Here is a 15,371-nt window from a genome sequence, read left to right as displayed (position 1 = left end):
ATGATCAATAAAATTGCTATAATCGGAGGAGGCAACCTTGGGTCGTCCATAGCCAAAGGTTTGGTGAGTTCTAACCAACCTTTTAAAGGGGAATTGGTGGTGACCCGAAGACGGGTACATCTCATAAAATCACTTGAAGCATACGGCATTATAGTTCAGCAGGATAATGTGGTTGCGGTTAATAACGCTGATATAGTTATTCTTGCCGTAAAGCCGTTTCAAATGACAGATATCATAAAAGAAATTACGCCTGCTCTTAAGAAGGAGGCGATTCTGATTTCTTTGGCAGCCGGAGTAGATTCACAGCAAATATCTGAGATGGCAGGCGGAAGAAAAGGCATTTTCAGGGCGATGCCTAACACGGCTATTTCCATTGGCGAATCGATGACCTGTGTTTCTTCTTTTCAGTCTACCGAAGATCAGGATAAAGTTATTCGTGACTTATTTGAACCGGTAGGGGTCGTTCAATTTATCCCCGAAGAATTAATGTCTTCGGCTACGGTTTTGGCAGCCTGCGGAATTGCCTTTGCATTAAGGTTTATCCGGGCAGCCACTCAGGGAGGTGTTGAAATCGGATTTGGCTCAGAACTTGCCCTGAAAATTGCCTCCCAGACGGTGAAGGGGGCATCGGAACTGATCATCAGGGGCGAGACACACCCGGAGGCCGAAATTGATAAAGTGACAACGCCCAGGGGAATCACCATTTCAGGTCTGAACGAAATGGAGCACCAGGGCTTCAGCTCAGCCTTGATCAAGGGATTACTTACTTCATACGAAAAAATTGAAAACGCCACGAAAAGGAAGTGAGAAATAACAATCTTATTTATAAGTCTGTAACTATAAAGGTAGGTTCCAATGTCCTGACAAAGGACGACGGGAGTTTAAATGTTAAACGGATCGAACATTTGGCCGGTCAGATTGGCTGGTTGCATAAACAGGGCATTAATGTTATATTGGTTTCTTCCGGTGCTGTTGCTGCCGGTCGGGATACCATAAGGAAAGCATCCGCTAAAGACCCGGTTTCACAGCGGCAATTATTGTCTTCAATAGGACAGGTGAAGCTGGTTAATATTTATTCTGATTTATTTGAAAAACTAGGCCTTATTAGTGCTCAGGTGTTGGTTACAAAACAGGATTTTAGCACACGGGAACATTATCTGAACATGAAAAACTGCTTTTCTGTTTTACTTGAAAACAGAGTCGTTCCCGTGGTAAATGAAAATGACGCGGTTTCCGTTACAGCCCTCATGTTTACCGATAATGATGAGCTGGCAGGACTTGTTGCCTCCATGATGGATACCGATGCCCTGTTTATCCTCAGCAATGTTGACGGAATATTTACAGGCGTCCCGGGGGAATCGGGCTCAGAAATTATTTCCGAAATAAGAGAGGGGGTGGACGACCTTGATGCCTATATATCTGCCACAAAGAGTAATTTTGGCAGGGGCGGGATGCTGACCAAATGCAGGGTAGCCCAGAAGACTGCTGCTGCCGGTGTTACGGTTCATATTGCTAACGGGACCCGCGATAATATAATTATCGATTTGGTCTCTGAAGATGTAAATGTACCACATACAAGGTTTGTTCCCAATAGTCCGCGACCAGCCATAAAAAAGTGGATGGCATATGCCGACGGGTTTGCCAAAGCAGAAGTGGTCATCAATAAAGGAGCCAGGGCAGCTCTGACCGGGCCCAAAGCAAGGAGCCTGCTATTGGCTGGCGTGATTTCTCTTAACGATGATTTTAAGAAGGGCGACCTGTTGCGCATAAAAGATGAAAACGGGCAATTGTTAGGCATCGGGAGGGCTCAATACGACCGGGCGGTGGCTCAAAGACATCTAAATGACGAACGTTACCGGCCTTTGATTCATTACGATTATCTGTTTATTTACCCCAATGTATCCTAATCTGCTATAGAAACCTGTGGGGCGAGTGATTTAATTGGTGTAACAGATTGTTAGTGATATATCTGAGAAATTTAATTATCTATCAATATGACCAACCTCGAACAATTCAGGAAAGCGGCTGAAGCAACCAAAACAATGGTGCGGTTGAATGATGATGACATAAGGAGTGTTTTGCTTGATCTGGCCGATGAAATGGTTGCGCGAAGTGCCCTGCTGCTGAGTGCCAATAAAAAGGACCTCGAACGGATGGATGAGTCCGATCCCCGGTACGACCGGCTTATGTTGACACAGGAGCGAATAGAAGGGATTGCTGCCGATATGCGTTCTGTCGCTAATATGCAGTCGCCTCTGGGAGAAATATTGGATGAGCGTTCCATGCCGTCCGGATTGCACCTTAAAAAAGTGAGTGTTCCGATTGGTGTTGTTGGGGTTATCTATGAAGCACGCCCCAATGTAACCTTCGACGTTTTTTCACTTTGTTTTAAGTCGGGAAATGTGTCGGTGCTTAAGGGAGGACAGGATGCCTGGCATTCTAACCTGGCTGCTGCCGGAATAATTCGTGAATGTCTGGCTGCCCATTCCGTTTCTTATGATGTCATTCAATTGCTTCCGCCCGACCGTGAGGCCGCCCGCGCCTTAATGAATGCCGATGGTTATGTGGATATGCTCATACCAAGAGGCTCGCAGGGACTGATAAATTCGGTGCGTGAAGGTTCTAAAATACCGGTAATAGAGACGGGAGCAGGTATTGTGCATACTTACTTTGATGCCTCCGGCGATTTGGAAAAAGGAAAACGTATTGTATTCAATGCAAAAACCCGAAGACCCAGTGTTTGCAATGCACTTGACTGTCTGGTGCTTCACGCGGATCGTCTTGACGACTTACCGGAACTGGTTGCTGCACTGGCAATGAAGAATGTTGTAATCGAAGCTGATGAGAAAGCCTGGCAGCGACTCCAGGGTCACTATCCTTCAGAACTTCTGCAGAAAACTACACCCGAATCTTTCGGCACCGAGTTTCTTTCGTTGCGTATGGCCATAAAAGTGGTAAAAGATTTTGATGAAGCGGTATCTCATATATCTCAAAATAGCTCAAGACATAGTGAAGCAATTATTGCCGAAGACAGAGCAGCTATTGACCGGTTCTTCAATGAGGTGGATGCCGCAGCCGTCTATTCCAATACATCCACCGCTTTCACCGATGGTGCCCAGTTCGGGCTGGGGGCCGAGATTGGTATCAGTACACAGAAACTTCATGCCCGGGGGCCTATGGGACTGAAAGAGTTGACCAGCTATAAGTGGATCGTTGAAAGTGACGGCGTTACACGGCCGTAAAAAATTTGCACGAAAATGCAGATAAAATCAATCATGCGAATTCTTCCGATAAATATGGGCAGGCTATAAGGCCAATAAATCAGACTAAATTTATATTAATGAAGAGATTTCTAACACCTTCCGATATCGGAGACCTCCGGCAAGCATTGAATGAAGCTGCCGAAGTAAAGAACAATCCTTTTGGTTATCAACACCTTGGCAGGAACAAAACCGTTGTATTGATTTTTTTTAATTCCAGTTTGCGGACGCGGTTAAGTACACAAAAGGCGGCGACAAATTTGGGAATGAACGTAATTGTGTTGGATATAAATAAAGACGGCTGGAAACTGGAAACGGAATTTGGTGTGGTAATGGATGGAGATAAACCTGAGCATATTCGTGAAGCTGTGCCGGTAATCGGTCAATATTGCGATATTATTGCCGTAAGGTCCTTCGCTAAATTTGAAGACAAGGAAGAGGATTACAGCGAACGTTTGCTGAACCAGTTTATCGAACTTTCCGGACGACCTGTTATCAGCATGGAATCTGCAACACGCCACCCGTTGCAGGCGTTTGCCGATTTAATTACTATTGAAGAATACAGGAAAAAAAGCCGCCCCAAGGTTGTCCTTACATGGGCACCGCATCCAAAAGCACTCCCACAGGCTGTTCCGAATTCTTTTGTGGAATGGATGAAGGCGGCAGATGTTGAGCTTACTGTTACCCATCCCAGGGGATATGAACTTGCGCCTGAATTTATTGAAGAAGTACATGTAGAGTACAACCAGGACAAGGCTTTCAAAGATGCCGATTTTATTTATGCTAAAAGCTGGGCAAGCTTTTCGGAATACGGGAAAGTGTTGTCAACTGACAGAAGCTGGACTGTTGATGAGAGAAAAATGGCGCTGACCAATCATGCAAAGTTTATGCATTGTCTGCCGGTGCGCCGTAATATGGTGGTAAGCGATGGTGTTATTGACAGTCCTGATTCTATTGTTATCCAGGAAGCTGCCAACAGGGTTGTATCGGCACAAACCGTTTTGAAACGGATGCTGGAAGCATTGGAATAGTTTTCGATTTTGATAATCGGTATTATCCTTCAATTGATCAAAACATAAGTTAATAGTTTTTATGGATCAACAATTAACCATTGTCAAAGTAGGAGGGAAAGTTCTGGAAGAGGAACAGACACTCAACATATTTATGGACGACTTTGCAGCGCTTCCCGGCGCCAAGCTTCTTGTTCACGGAGGCGGGCGTTCGGCTACGGCCCTTGCAGGGCGACTGGGAATAGAGACAAAAATGGTGGAAGGACGCCGGGTTACAGATGAAAAGATGCTTGAGGTGGTGACAATGGTCTATGGCGGCCTGGTCAATAAAAATGTGGTAGCTGCACTTCAGGCAAGAGGGGTCAACGCTTTTGGCGTTACCGGAGCAGATATGAATATTGTGAAAGCCCATAAGCGAACAGGAACCGAAGTTGATTATGGTTTTGTGGGGGATGTGGATGATGTCAACATTGGTAGTTTGACAACCTTAATCAAACAGGGTATTGTTCCCGTGGTTGCTCCTTTGACACACGATGGAGAAGGACATATACTCAATACAAATGCCGATACCATTGCTTCCTCCCTGGCTGTAGGATTTGCAGAAGCTTTTGATACCCGTTTGGTATTTTGTTTCGAAAAGCCTGGCGTTTTGGTTAATCCGGATGATGACAGTTCTGTTATTCCTTTTCTGAACCGTGAATTGTTCCAAATGTATCGTGATGAGGGCATCATTGCAGAAGGAATGGTACCTAAGCTCGAAAACGGGTTTAATGCTTTAAACCGGGGGGTGCTGGAAGTGGTTATTACCAATATTGAAGGATTAACCATTCCCGGAAGGGGCACTACGCTTAGCGAATAAGTTTTATCGAAAATTTAAATATGTCCGTTCATCCATACATAACCGATGCAATTGAACTTCTGAAAAGAATGATAGCTGTCCCTTCTGTTAGTCGCGAAGAAGAAGGAGTGGCCGCATTGCTTGAAGATTTTTTTAAAAGAACCGGATTGGATTATTATCAGCGAAAAGGAAATAACCTCTGGATCAGGTCGAAATACTACTCCGAAAAAACACCTACCATATTGCTGAATTCTCACATCGATACGGTTAAACCCTCTTCGGGCTGGACAAGTGATCCGTTCACCCCCAAAGAAGAAAATGATAAGATAACCGGGCTCGGAAGTAACGATGCAGGTGCATCGGTTGTTTCATTACTTGCCACTTTCAGGATGTTGGAGGAAAGGAAACAACCGTGTAACTTTATTTTTTCTGCAACTGCGGAGGAGGAAATATCCGGAGATGAGGGTGTAGCCTCAATTCTTGACCAACTCGGACCTGTTGACCTCGGGGTTGTGGGTGAACCCACCCGCATGCAGATGGCTGTGGCCGAAAAAGGACTGATAGTGCTCGACGGAACGGTAAAAGGTAAAAGTGGTCATGCAGCCCGTGACGAAGGCATCAATGCTATTTATGAAGCGATTCCTGCAATTGAATGGTTCAGGAATTATCAATTTCCCCTGCAATCAGAGTTTCTTGGACCGGTGAAGATGACTGTTACCGGTATCGGGGCAGGCTCCCAACATAATGTAGTTCCGGATGTTTGCCGGTTTATGGTCGATATAAGAGTAAATGAGCACTATAAAAACGAGGAATTATTTCAACTTATCAGGCAACATGTTAACTGTGAATTGAAGGCTCGGTCTTTCAGACTAAACAGTTCTTCTATCTCTGTAAATCACCCCTTCGTGAAGCGGGGCGAAGAGCTGGGGCTTGAAAAATTTGGCTCTCCTACTACCTCCGATCAGGCACGGATGCCGTTTACTACCGTAAAGATTGGTCCGGGCGATTCTTCCCGTTCTCATACTTCTGATGAATTCATCAGACCCTCAGAAATTGTTGAAGGCGTGAAGATTTACCATCAATTACTGGACGGTTTGCATATTCATTCAATTTAAAATGATTTTAAATTCATCTTTTTGAAGGCTAATTTGAACGATTTTATAGTGTTTTTAAAATAAATCGTTTATTTTTGTGATGATTTCAACAAAATGGTTACAGATTGGGAATAAACTGTAATAAGTTGATTTCTGAATTTTTTGTGAATATTATTCACTTATATCCGTTGCATTTCCTGTTGGGAAAATGAGTATTTCCCCACCTGTGGAGAGAGTTTTACCACCTGTTTTTTCCCCGATAAACAAAATTTAGCTTTGTTGTAAAAGGTCTTTCAGAAAATGGTGGTTTTGCTGAGAGGGGATGTTGTTTCTGACCTGGAACAGAAATTTAATGCCATGATACAGAAACCAATACTCCGCTATATTCATGTAACAGAATGGAAGTCAATAATTTGTGTTCAAGAGGTTTTGCCGGGTAAAATGCAGTATTACAAGGTTATGAGTGCGGTATAAAAAGCATATTTTTGTCAAAATCAAGGCGTTTTAAATTTTTGTACCGGAGTTAACTCATTGTTAATGAGGATGCAAAAATTTAAAACAACACAGAGTTTGGCAACAAAGATGCTTTTTAGACCGGGCTCAGGTTATATAAGTCATCTTAATCTAACATTTAAGATTCAAACCCTCTGTTAAGATGTACTTGTTTAATAAAATTTGCAGCTATGAAGCTTTGGGATAAAGGTACCGGAACCGATAAGAAGATAGAATCTTTTACAATTGGAAAGGACAGGGAACTGGATGTTTTCCTTGCTCCGTTTGATATTATGGGAACAATAGCTCATAGCATGATGCTAAAGAAAGTCGGATTGTTGTCTGAAGATGATTTGAACGCTTTATTGCCTGCACTAAAGGATTTATATAAAGAAGCGAAAAAAGGAAATTTCCGGATCGAAGAAGGAATCGAGGATGTTCATTCGCAGGTAGAACTTGAATTGACGCGCAAACTTGGAGATATAGGCAAAAAGGTTCACAGTGGTCGGTCTCGAAATGACCAGGTGTTGCTCGATCTGAAACTTTTTACAAGGCATAAAATTATGGAAGTAGCCGGGTCGGCTGGGGAATTGTTTAAGACTCTTCAAAACAAAAGTGAAGAGCATAAAAATGATCTTCTCCCCGGTTACACGCATTTGCAGGTAGCAATGCCTTCATCATTCGGACTGTGGTTCGGTGCTTATGCCGAAAGTCTGGCAGACGATATGCAATTGATGCTGGCAGCATGGAAGATTGTGAACCAAAATCCGCTGGGTGCAGCCGCCGGATATGGAAATTCCTTTCCACTCGATCGAACAATGACAACCGGTTTACTGGGGTTTGACGATCTTAGCTATAATGTTGTATATGCTCAGATGGGGCGTGGAAAAATGGAACGTACCGCGGCGATGGCACTGTCATCGATTGCCGGTACTTTATCCCGCCTGGCGATGGATGCCTGCCTGTATATGAGTCAGAATTTCGGATTTATAAGGCTCCCTGATGATTTTACAACCGGTTCGAGTATCATGCCACATAAAAAGAATCCTGATGTTTTTGAATTGTTACGGGCACGGTGCAACAAACTGACGGATATGCCTCAACAAATCGCATATATAACCGGTAATCTGCCTTCTGGTTATTTCAGGGATATGCAGATTATTAAGGAAATTTTTATTCCGGCTTTTGATGAATTAATCAGTTGCCTCGATATAATGACTCTAGCCCTTCAGCGCATGGAAGTAGTCCATAATATTATGGATAACGAGATGTATAAATATGCTTTCAGTGTAGAGGAAGTAAACCGGCGTGTTCTGAAAGGGGTTCCGTTTCGTGATGCATATAAACAGGTAGGGCTTGAAATTGAAGCCGGTAAGTTCAGTCCCGATACCTCCCGGGTGAAGCATACCCACGAGGGCAGCATTGGTAATCTTTGCAATGATAAAATCAGAGAGAAGATGAATGCAGTGATGCTTGGTTTTAGCTTCGGGAAGGTTGAGGCTGCTATTGAAAAATTAATTACTTAATCAAGTGTCTGTTCAGAAAGTGACAGCTACAAGCGTAACACAGTAATTGGCACTTTATGGACGGACACAAATTAACCAAAAAATATTGTGTATGGCCTTTTTGAAAGAATTAGCGAAATCAGCAGTTCAGTCGTGTGAGATTGACAAAGATTTGTATGTCCAGTACAATGTAAAACGGGGACTGCGGAATGCCGATTTTTCCGGCGTTTTGGTCGGGCTGACCAACATTGGCGATGTGGTTGGATACAACAAAGATGAACAGGGAAATATCATCCCGGCCAACGGTGAACTGTACTACCGGGGCATTGAATTGAAGGACCTTTGCCGTGGTTTTCAGCAAGACGGGCGGCATGGTTTTGAAGAGGCCGCTTATCTGTTACTCTCGGGGAAATTGCCCAATACTTCGCAACTAAAGGAATTTTCTGAAATGCTGGCGGAAGAGCGTGAACTTCCGGAATTTTTCTCAAAAAATATGATTTTGTCGTTGCGGGGTCGCTGCGTAATGAATATGCTGGCGAGGTCGGTGTTGGGGCTTTATACCGCCGACGATGAAGCCGAAAATTATTCACCCGAAAATCTTCTCAAACAATCGATCAGTCTCATTGCCAAATTTCCTGTCATTGTGGCTTATGCCTACTATGGGATGCGTCACTCCTATCAGAGGAAATCACTGATTATCCGTCATCCTCAACCCGGGCTTAGTGCCGCCGAAAATTTTCTTTATATGCTCAAAGGGAAAAAGTATACCAGTCTTGAAGCGGATTTGCTTGACCTTTCACTGGTGTTACATGCCGAACACGGCGGCGGAAACAACTCCTCGTTCACAACAAGGGTAGTTAGTTCAGCCCAAACAGACACCTATTCGGCTATTGCTGCTGCTCTTGGTTCGCTAAAAGGAGGATTGCACGGCGGAGCCAACCTGAAAGTGATTAACATGATGGATAACATCAAGCAAAACGTCAAAAACTGGGAGGATGAGAATGAAGTGGCCGAATACCTCGAAAAGATTCTGAACAAGAAGGCCAATGACGGAACAGGTAAGATTTACGGAATAGGACACGCCATTTATACGCTTTCCGATCCCCGGGCCGTGTTGCTTAAAGAGAAGGCAGAGGAACTGGCCAAAGAAAAAGGGCGACTGGCTGAATTCAAACTCTATACCCTGATTGAACGGCTTGCCCCTGAAGTATTCTATAAGTTTAAAGGGTCTAATTCAAAAGTGGTTTGCGCCAATGTTGATTTTTACTCAGGGTTTGTTTATCAGTGTCTTGAGATACCCGAAGAAATTTACACTCCTATTTTTGCTGTTGCCAGGATTGCCGGATGGTGTGCACACCGCATAGAAGAAGTTACCTGTTCGAGCCGTCGGATTATTCGTCCCGCCTATAAAGCCGTTTATCCGCGACTGGAATATGTCCCGATTGAGAAAAGAGAATAAAATGTTCTCCAGTAATTAGTGCCCGTCTATAAAGTCTGGAAAATTTCTTACTTAGCATGTGTCTGTTCAGAAAGTTTCATTTACAAGGCTTGCGAAGTCCGAAAATACCGAGTTTACTCATCGTAAATGAGTAATTTTCGGACAAGCGTAACGCAGCAAATGGTACTTTATGGACAGACACTAATAAGTGCGTGTCTATAAACTCGCAAAAATTTTCACAATATGAGTGTCTGTTCAGAAAGTGCCAGTTGCAAGGCTTGCGAAGCCGCCAAAAACGGAGTTTACTTTTCGTAAATGAGTATTTTGGCGGCGAGCGTAACACAGCAAATGGTACTTTATGGACAGACACTAATTAAGGGAAATATCTGTTGTGAACTCTTTACTGGAAGTGTTTCTGCTGTTTTTGGGATACCCTGAGATATAATGAATGTATATTTATTCGATTTGTAAGAGTCAAATTTAATAAATATTCGAAATTATTCTTTTCCGGCTGGTTTTTATGCCAACATTTTCCTATTTTTGCATCATGATAGTGTCCCACAATTACATGCATTTACCGGTTTTTCGGTGAATGCATTTTTTGCGGAAGGCGAGTGATAATTTTAAAGAAGATTTTAGTATGCCTGATTTTAAGCCTATTAAACTCGTGTTGGAGGACGGAACGGTCTTTAAAGGAAAATCCTTCGGGTATCACAAATCTGTAGCCGGAGAAGTTGTTTTTAATACCGCTATGACCGGCTACCCGGAAAGTTTAACAGACCCTTCATACGAAGGGCAGATTTTGGTTTCCACCTACCCTCTTGTGGGAAATTACGGGGTGCCGAAAGATGATAAAGAAAACGGAATTCCTAAATTTTATGAATCCGACAGCATTCATGTTTCAGGATTTGTCATTTCCGATTATTCTTTCGATTACAGTCACTGGAATGCAAGAGGCTCCCTGGGAGACTGGCTGAAGCAGAATGAAGTTCCGGGAATTTTTGGAATCGATACCAGGGCCTTGACGAAAATATTGCGTGAAAAGGGAACAATGCTCGGGAAAATTGAAGTGGACGGGGAAGAAATTGACTTTTATGATCCCAATAAGGAAAATTTAGTATCTCGTGTCAGTACCAGGGAAAAAGTGACCTACGGAAATGGAAAACACAAGATTGTATTGGTCGATACCGGGGGTAAATACAATATCATTCGTTGTCTTCTGAAGCGGGATACTACCGTTACCCTTGTTCCCTGGGATTATGACTTCAACAACGATCAGTTCGACGGCATAATGCTTGCCAACGGCCCCGGCGATCCTCAAATGTGTGATGTTACCATCAATCACATCAGCAAAGCCCTAAACGACAGCAAGCCGATTTTTGGAATTTGCCTGGGGAATCAATTGCTTGGAACCGCTGCCGGTGGCTCTACTCATAAACTAAAATATGGCCACCGCGCACACAATCACCCTGTTATTAAAGCGGGTACCGGTACATGTTATATTACCAGTCAGAACCATGGGTATGTTCTGGATACCGACACTTTGGGTGATGAGTGGGAACCTTTGTTTGTCAATATTAACGACAACACCAATGAAGGCATACGTCATAAATCCAAGCCGTTTTTTTCTACCCAGTTTCATCCTGAGGCTTCAAGCGGACCTACCGATACAGAGTTTCTTTTCGACGATTTCGTTGATTTAATAAAGAAATCGAAGGGAGAGAAATAAGTTAACCGACAGGCAGAAGAATGCGGTTGAGGACAAGGGGCATAGAGCAGAGGGCAAGGGGCAGAGAGCATGGAATAAGGTTATTAGGCAAGTAGGTTATTAGGTTAGCAGGCTGGTAGAAATATAGCTGCGGAGCGGCGACAGAAAAGTAGCACAGAGGTCGTTGGCTCCATTATACATATTCTTATTGCGGCAAACCTTTGCCATGATGGGTTTATTGATAATTTCCTGTTGCTTCTTCAGCCTCTGTTTTTTCTTTCCATTTTTTATCAAATATCTTTATGGCCATCATCGAAGCAAAATAGCCTATGGCAACAGTTGCCAACCACAAAAGATACATCAGAACGGATCCAAAATAACTCATATCGTTAATGTTTTTTGTTTTTTCTTCCTTTTCCTGAGAATTGTTTAAGGTCTAAGTTATCCAACTTCCAACCTCTTTCATCTAATTCAAATTACAAAATGCTCTATATCAATTATTTGTTTTGCAGATTTGGATTTTTGCTTATCAGGCCAATTTTTGGTACTAACGGCAAAATTCTTCTCTGCAAAACTTAACACTTTTGCCTGGCAAACTTCTGCCTGTCGGTTACTAACCTCTATCCATCTAATACCTCGCAAAATCGTCTAATAAAAATGTGATTCTCCGGATGACAATTCATCTTTACTGATTTTCTTTTTATTGATAGCCCGCCATGTAAACCAGATATAGGCGGCTACAATTGGAATCATCAGTGATACGTAGCTCATGACTGTCAGCGTGAAATGACTGGATGAGGCTTTCATAATTGTCAGTGAACTTTGGGGATCGATGCTCGATGGATAAAAGGCGGTGTTATTGAATCCCGCAACAAGGAAAAGAGAAAACACTGCAAGAAATGTCCCCGGCCCGGTAAACCAAATACCGGCAGAACTGTTCCTGAAAAGAGTGATGGCAATGCCATAAATAACAAGGATAACAGCTGCCAGAAACAATATCAGTACCAGCGGCATTTCAATCAGATTACGGAAGTATTTATACGGTTCCATGAAAATTTCCCCGTTATCAGGATTTATAGCGTATCCGTCGCGAAACATCAGCCAGGTTATGAATGCAACAAAGAGTATCAGAAACGGTAAGGCGTTATACCAAAGTTGCTTTCGAATGTTATTTTCAATTTTTTCATCTTCTACTGTATTTTTAAAGTAGAGGAGTCCCAGTGTGCGGCCGAGGAAAAATACTGCCAAACCAAGAATGAGATTATGCAGGTTGAACAGGAGTTCCAGCCCACGTAAAGGGGACTCCCATCGAGTTTCATTAAGATCGGTCAAAGTAAACGGTGAGCCTGTAAAAAAACTGGCGACCACCACACCCAAAAGAAAGGTTCCGATCAATCCGTTGATAAAGAGAAATGTCTCATAGGTGCGTGCTCCGAAAACATTCCCCGGACGGGATCGGAATTCATAAGAGACGGCCTGCAGAATAAAAGCAAACAAGAGCACCATCCATGCCCAGTAAGCACCACCGAAGCTGGTGCTGTAAAAGAGGGGAAATGATGCAAAAAAGGCTCCTCCAAAGGTAACAAGTGTGGTAAAAGTAAATTCCCATTTACGCCCCAGAGCATTGATCAGCATGGTGCGTTCATCTTTGGATTTCCCTACCTGATAAATCAACGTCTGTCCGCCCTGAACAAACATCAGGAATACCAGGGCACCGCCCAGTACGGAAATAATGATCCACCAGTATTGCTGTAAAGCAAGATGCGATAATGATTCAAACATTGTTTATGTCCTCCTTCTTTTGGGGTCCTACTTTGATTTGTTTAATCATAATCCTGATCTCGGCAATGAAGAGGCCGATAAAAGTCACTGAAAACAGGATGAAAGTGGTCATAACCGAACCAACATCTATGTGGGTTACGGCCTTCATTGTTGGCATAAGGTCCTGGATGACCCAGGGCTGGCGACCTACTTCGGCGACAATCCAGCCGGCCTGAGACGCGATGTAAGCCAGTGGAATGGTCCAAACGCCGGCCCATAAGAGCCATTTCTTATTGTGCAGTTGGTCCTTCATGACCAGATAGAGGAAAACTGCGAAGAGAAGCAGAAACAAACCGCCAAGAATCACCATGATATGAAAAGCATAAAAGGTCATGGAAATTGGAGGTACCATCTTGAATGCGTTTTTCTTCAATACTTCAGGATCGGGATCATAGAAATTTCCGTACCCGAAATATTTAACATTGTTTTCGATAAAATCCGGATCCCTGAATTTGGCCTTCAGCGCTTCTGCTTCGGGGCTCTCCGGATTGTTCTTTTGGACTTTTTTTAAGGCAAGAAGCGCTTGTTGAGCTTCGTAACCGCGTTTTATTTTTTCCTCGTATGAGAGGATGCCCTGTTCCTCATTACCCATGATGAGGTCTTTTATGCCGGCTACAAAATTATCGGTATCTCCATAGGCGAGCCACGAAAGCATTGAAGGAATTTCTATTTTAAAGAGGAAGTCGGCCTGACTGTCGGCATCAACATTTTTGTGGTTTTCTTTTCCACTCAGGATGCCAAAGGCGACTAACGGAGCATTGGTTTGCCCTTCATAAAGAGCTTCCATAGCTGCCAGTTTCATTGGTTGGGTCTTTACAATTTCTTTGGCTGAGCTGTCTCCCGTGCCGATAAGAACAAACGAACTGATAAGCCCGAAAACCGAGGCAATGACAATACTCCGCTTGGCAAGCAGCAATTCCCGCTTTTTGATTAAAAACCAGCTGCTGACCCCGATCACAAAAATGGATGCCAGAACAAAACCCGATGTGATGGTGTGCACAAACTTGTTAACGGCTGTTTCGGAAAGGAAAACATCCCAAAAATTGATCATCTCGTTGCGGGCAGTTTCGGGATTGAAGAAGGTGCCAACGGGATTTTGCATCCACGCGTTGGCTACCAGTATCCAGATAGCACTCAGGCTTGCGCCGATGGCTGTCAGCCACGTAGCTGTTAAATGGAACCTTTTACTCACTTTGTCCCATCCGAAAAACATGACTGCAATGAATGTGCTTTCCAGGAAGAATGCCATAATGCCTTCAATGGCAAGTGGCGCTCCGAAAATGTCTCCAACAAACCATGAATAGTTACTCCAGTTGGTACCAAATTCAAATTCCAGAATAATCCCGGTCGCAACGCCGATGGCAAAGTTAATTCCGAAAAGTTTCATCCAAAATTTGGTAATCCTTTTCCATTCCGGATCACCAGTCTTTACATACATGGTCTCCATGTAGGCCATGATATAGGAAAGTCCCAGTGTCAGAGGAACAAATATCCAGTGAAACATGGCGGTGAGGGCAAATTGCCCGCGGGACCAGTTGACCAGGGTGAAGTCAATGTTTTCAAGCATCGTATCTGAGGTTTAATCGTTAATTATTTACTATGGTTTGGTTATGTTTTCGATAACATGATTTGCCCGTTCTTCATCCGTTTTGTAATTGGTTTGTAGCTGATCAGGGAAAAAGAACAGGCGTAATACCACAAACATGATAAAGAGCTTAATGAGTATTATGGCCCAAAGAGCTCTTCCCCAGCCCGGTAACTCCCTGAAGCCGGTTACATAAAAGTCGACTATTTTTTTGATACGTTCCATGTTTGAGTATTTCAAGATAGCAAAAAAATTAGTAATTAGTGCGTGTCTATAAACTCGAAAAAATTTTTTACAGTATGTTGTGTCTGTTCAGAAGGTGTCATTTACAGGGCTTGCGAAGTCCGAAAATTACTCATCGTAAATGACTAATTTTCGGACGAGCGTAACACAGTAAATGGCACTTTATGGACAGACACTAATTACATACCGGGATGTTTTTTTATGTCGCTTTTTAATGTCGCTAAAATAATAAATAATTAAGAACCTTAATACCTAAATAGAGGAATTATTGATGATCAAATTCTCAGGGGAGCAGGCTTAGTCATTAGTTTATAGTCATTAGTTTATAGTCGGTAGTTTATAGTCAGTAACAGGTGCCGTACTACTGACTATAGGCT

The 15,371-nt window shown here is 43.2% G+C and carries 13 protein-coding genes; 9 read left to right on the top strand and 4 right to left on the bottom strand.

Features of this window, described 5'->3' with window-relative positions; all coding sequences use genetic code 11:
* From proC to carA, 9 genes are all read left to right on the top strand, one after another.
* Positions 1 to 807 carry a pyrroline-5-carboxylate reductase gene (gene proC, locus OQ5_RS0119565; protein WP_016779115.1) on the top strand — a complete coding sequence of 269 codons (807 nt, stop codon included), beginning with the start codon at positions 1 to 3 and terminating at the stop codon, positions 805 to 807.
* A complete protein-coding gene (gene proB / locus OQ5_RS0119560; protein WP_016779114.1) occupies positions 804 to 1,907 on the top strand; it encodes a glutamate 5-kinase in 1,104 nt (367 codons plus the stop codon). The genes proC and proB overlap by 4 nt, the downstream gene beginning before the upstream one ends.
* A gap of 87 nt (positions 1,908 to 1,994) precedes the next feature.
* Entirely contained in the window at positions 1,995 to 3,242 is a 1,248-nt protein-coding gene (locus tag OQ5_RS0119555; protein WP_016779113.1) for a glutamate-5-semialdehyde dehydrogenase, read from the top strand.
* 98 nt (positions 3,243 to 3,340) lie between these two features.
* Positions 3,341 to 4,291 (top strand): N-acetylornithine carbamoyltransferase, encoded by a 951-nt coding sequence (locus tag OQ5_RS0119550; protein WP_026055416.1) that lies wholly within the window; start codon positions 3,341 to 3,343, stop codon positions 4,289 to 4,291.
* Positions 4,292 to 4,352: 61 nt separating this feature from the next.
* Complete coding sequence (argB, locus tag OQ5_RS0119545) at positions 4,353 to 5,129, top strand: acetylglutamate kinase (protein ID WP_016779111.1); 777 nt, start codon at positions 4,353 to 4,355, stop codon at positions 5,127 to 5,129.
* A gap of 20 nt (positions 5,130 to 5,149) precedes the next feature.
* Positions 5,150 to 6,223 (top strand): M20 family metallo-hydrolase, encoded by a 1,074-nt coding sequence (locus OQ5_RS0119540; RefSeq protein WP_016779110.1) that lies wholly within the window; start codon positions 5,150 to 5,152, stop codon positions 6,221 to 6,223.
* Positions 6,224 to 6,885: 662 nt separating this feature from the next.
* Positions 6,886 to 8,220 (top strand): argininosuccinate lyase, encoded by a 1,335-nt coding sequence (gene argH / locus OQ5_RS0119530; protein ID WP_016779108.1) that lies wholly within the window; start codon positions 6,886 to 6,888, stop codon positions 8,218 to 8,220.
* A gap of 91 nt (positions 8,221 to 8,311) precedes the next feature.
* Positions 8,312 to 9,658, top strand: coding sequence for a citrate/2-methylcitrate synthase (locus OQ5_RS0119525; RefSeq protein WP_016779107.1), 1,347 nt, complete (start codon positions 8,312 to 8,314; stop codon positions 9,656 to 9,658).
* Positions 9,659 to 10,277: 619 nt separating this feature from the next.
* Complete coding sequence (gene carA, locus OQ5_RS0119520) at positions 10,278 to 11,366, top strand: glutamine-hydrolyzing carbamoyl-phosphate synthase small subunit (protein WP_016779106.1); 1,089 nt, start codon at positions 10,278 to 10,280, stop codon at positions 11,364 to 11,366.
* 214 nt (positions 11,367 to 11,580) lie between these two features.
* On the opposite strand, the gene OQ5_RS23705 is transcribed toward carA, so the two are convergent.
* The 4 genes from OQ5_RS23705 to OQ5_RS0119500 all read right to left on the bottom strand — a co-directional run bounded on the left by OQ5_RS23705 (position 11,581) and on the right by OQ5_RS0119500 (position 14,976).
* Positions 11,581 to 11,730, bottom strand: coding sequence for a hypothetical protein (locus tag OQ5_RS23705; RefSeq protein WP_016779105.1), 150 nt, complete (start codon positions 11,728 to 11,730; stop codon positions 11,581 to 11,583).
* A gap of 263 nt (positions 11,731 to 11,993) precedes the next feature.
* Positions 11,994 to 13,127 carry a cytochrome d ubiquinol oxidase subunit II gene (gene cydB, locus OQ5_RS0119510; RefSeq protein ID WP_016779104.1) on the bottom strand — a complete coding sequence of 378 codons (1,134 nt, stop codon included), beginning with the start codon at positions 13,125 to 13,127 and terminating at the stop codon, positions 11,994 to 11,996.
* Complete coding sequence (locus OQ5_RS0119505; protein ID WP_016779103.1) at positions 13,120 to 14,733, bottom strand: cytochrome ubiquinol oxidase subunit I; 1,614 nt, start codon at positions 14,731 to 14,733, stop codon at positions 13,120 to 13,122. Before OQ5_RS0119505 ends, cydB begins: the two co-directional genes overlap by 8 nt.
* A 30-nt stretch (positions 14,734 to 14,763) precedes the next feature.
* Positions 14,764 to 14,976, bottom strand: coding sequence for a DUF4492 domain-containing protein (locus OQ5_RS0119500; RefSeq protein ID WP_016779102.1), 213 nt, complete (start codon positions 14,974 to 14,976; stop codon positions 14,764 to 14,766).
* Positions 14,977 to 15,371: the final 395 nt, after the last annotated feature.

Source organism: Anaerophaga thermohalophila str. Valhall, from assembly GCF_000250735.1.
Taxonomy (GTDB): Bacteria; Bacteroidota; Bacteroidia; order Bacteroidales; family Marinilabiliaceae; genus Anaerophaga; species Anaerophaga thermohalophila_A.
This window is presented reverse-complemented; position numbering and strand designations above follow the sequence as displayed.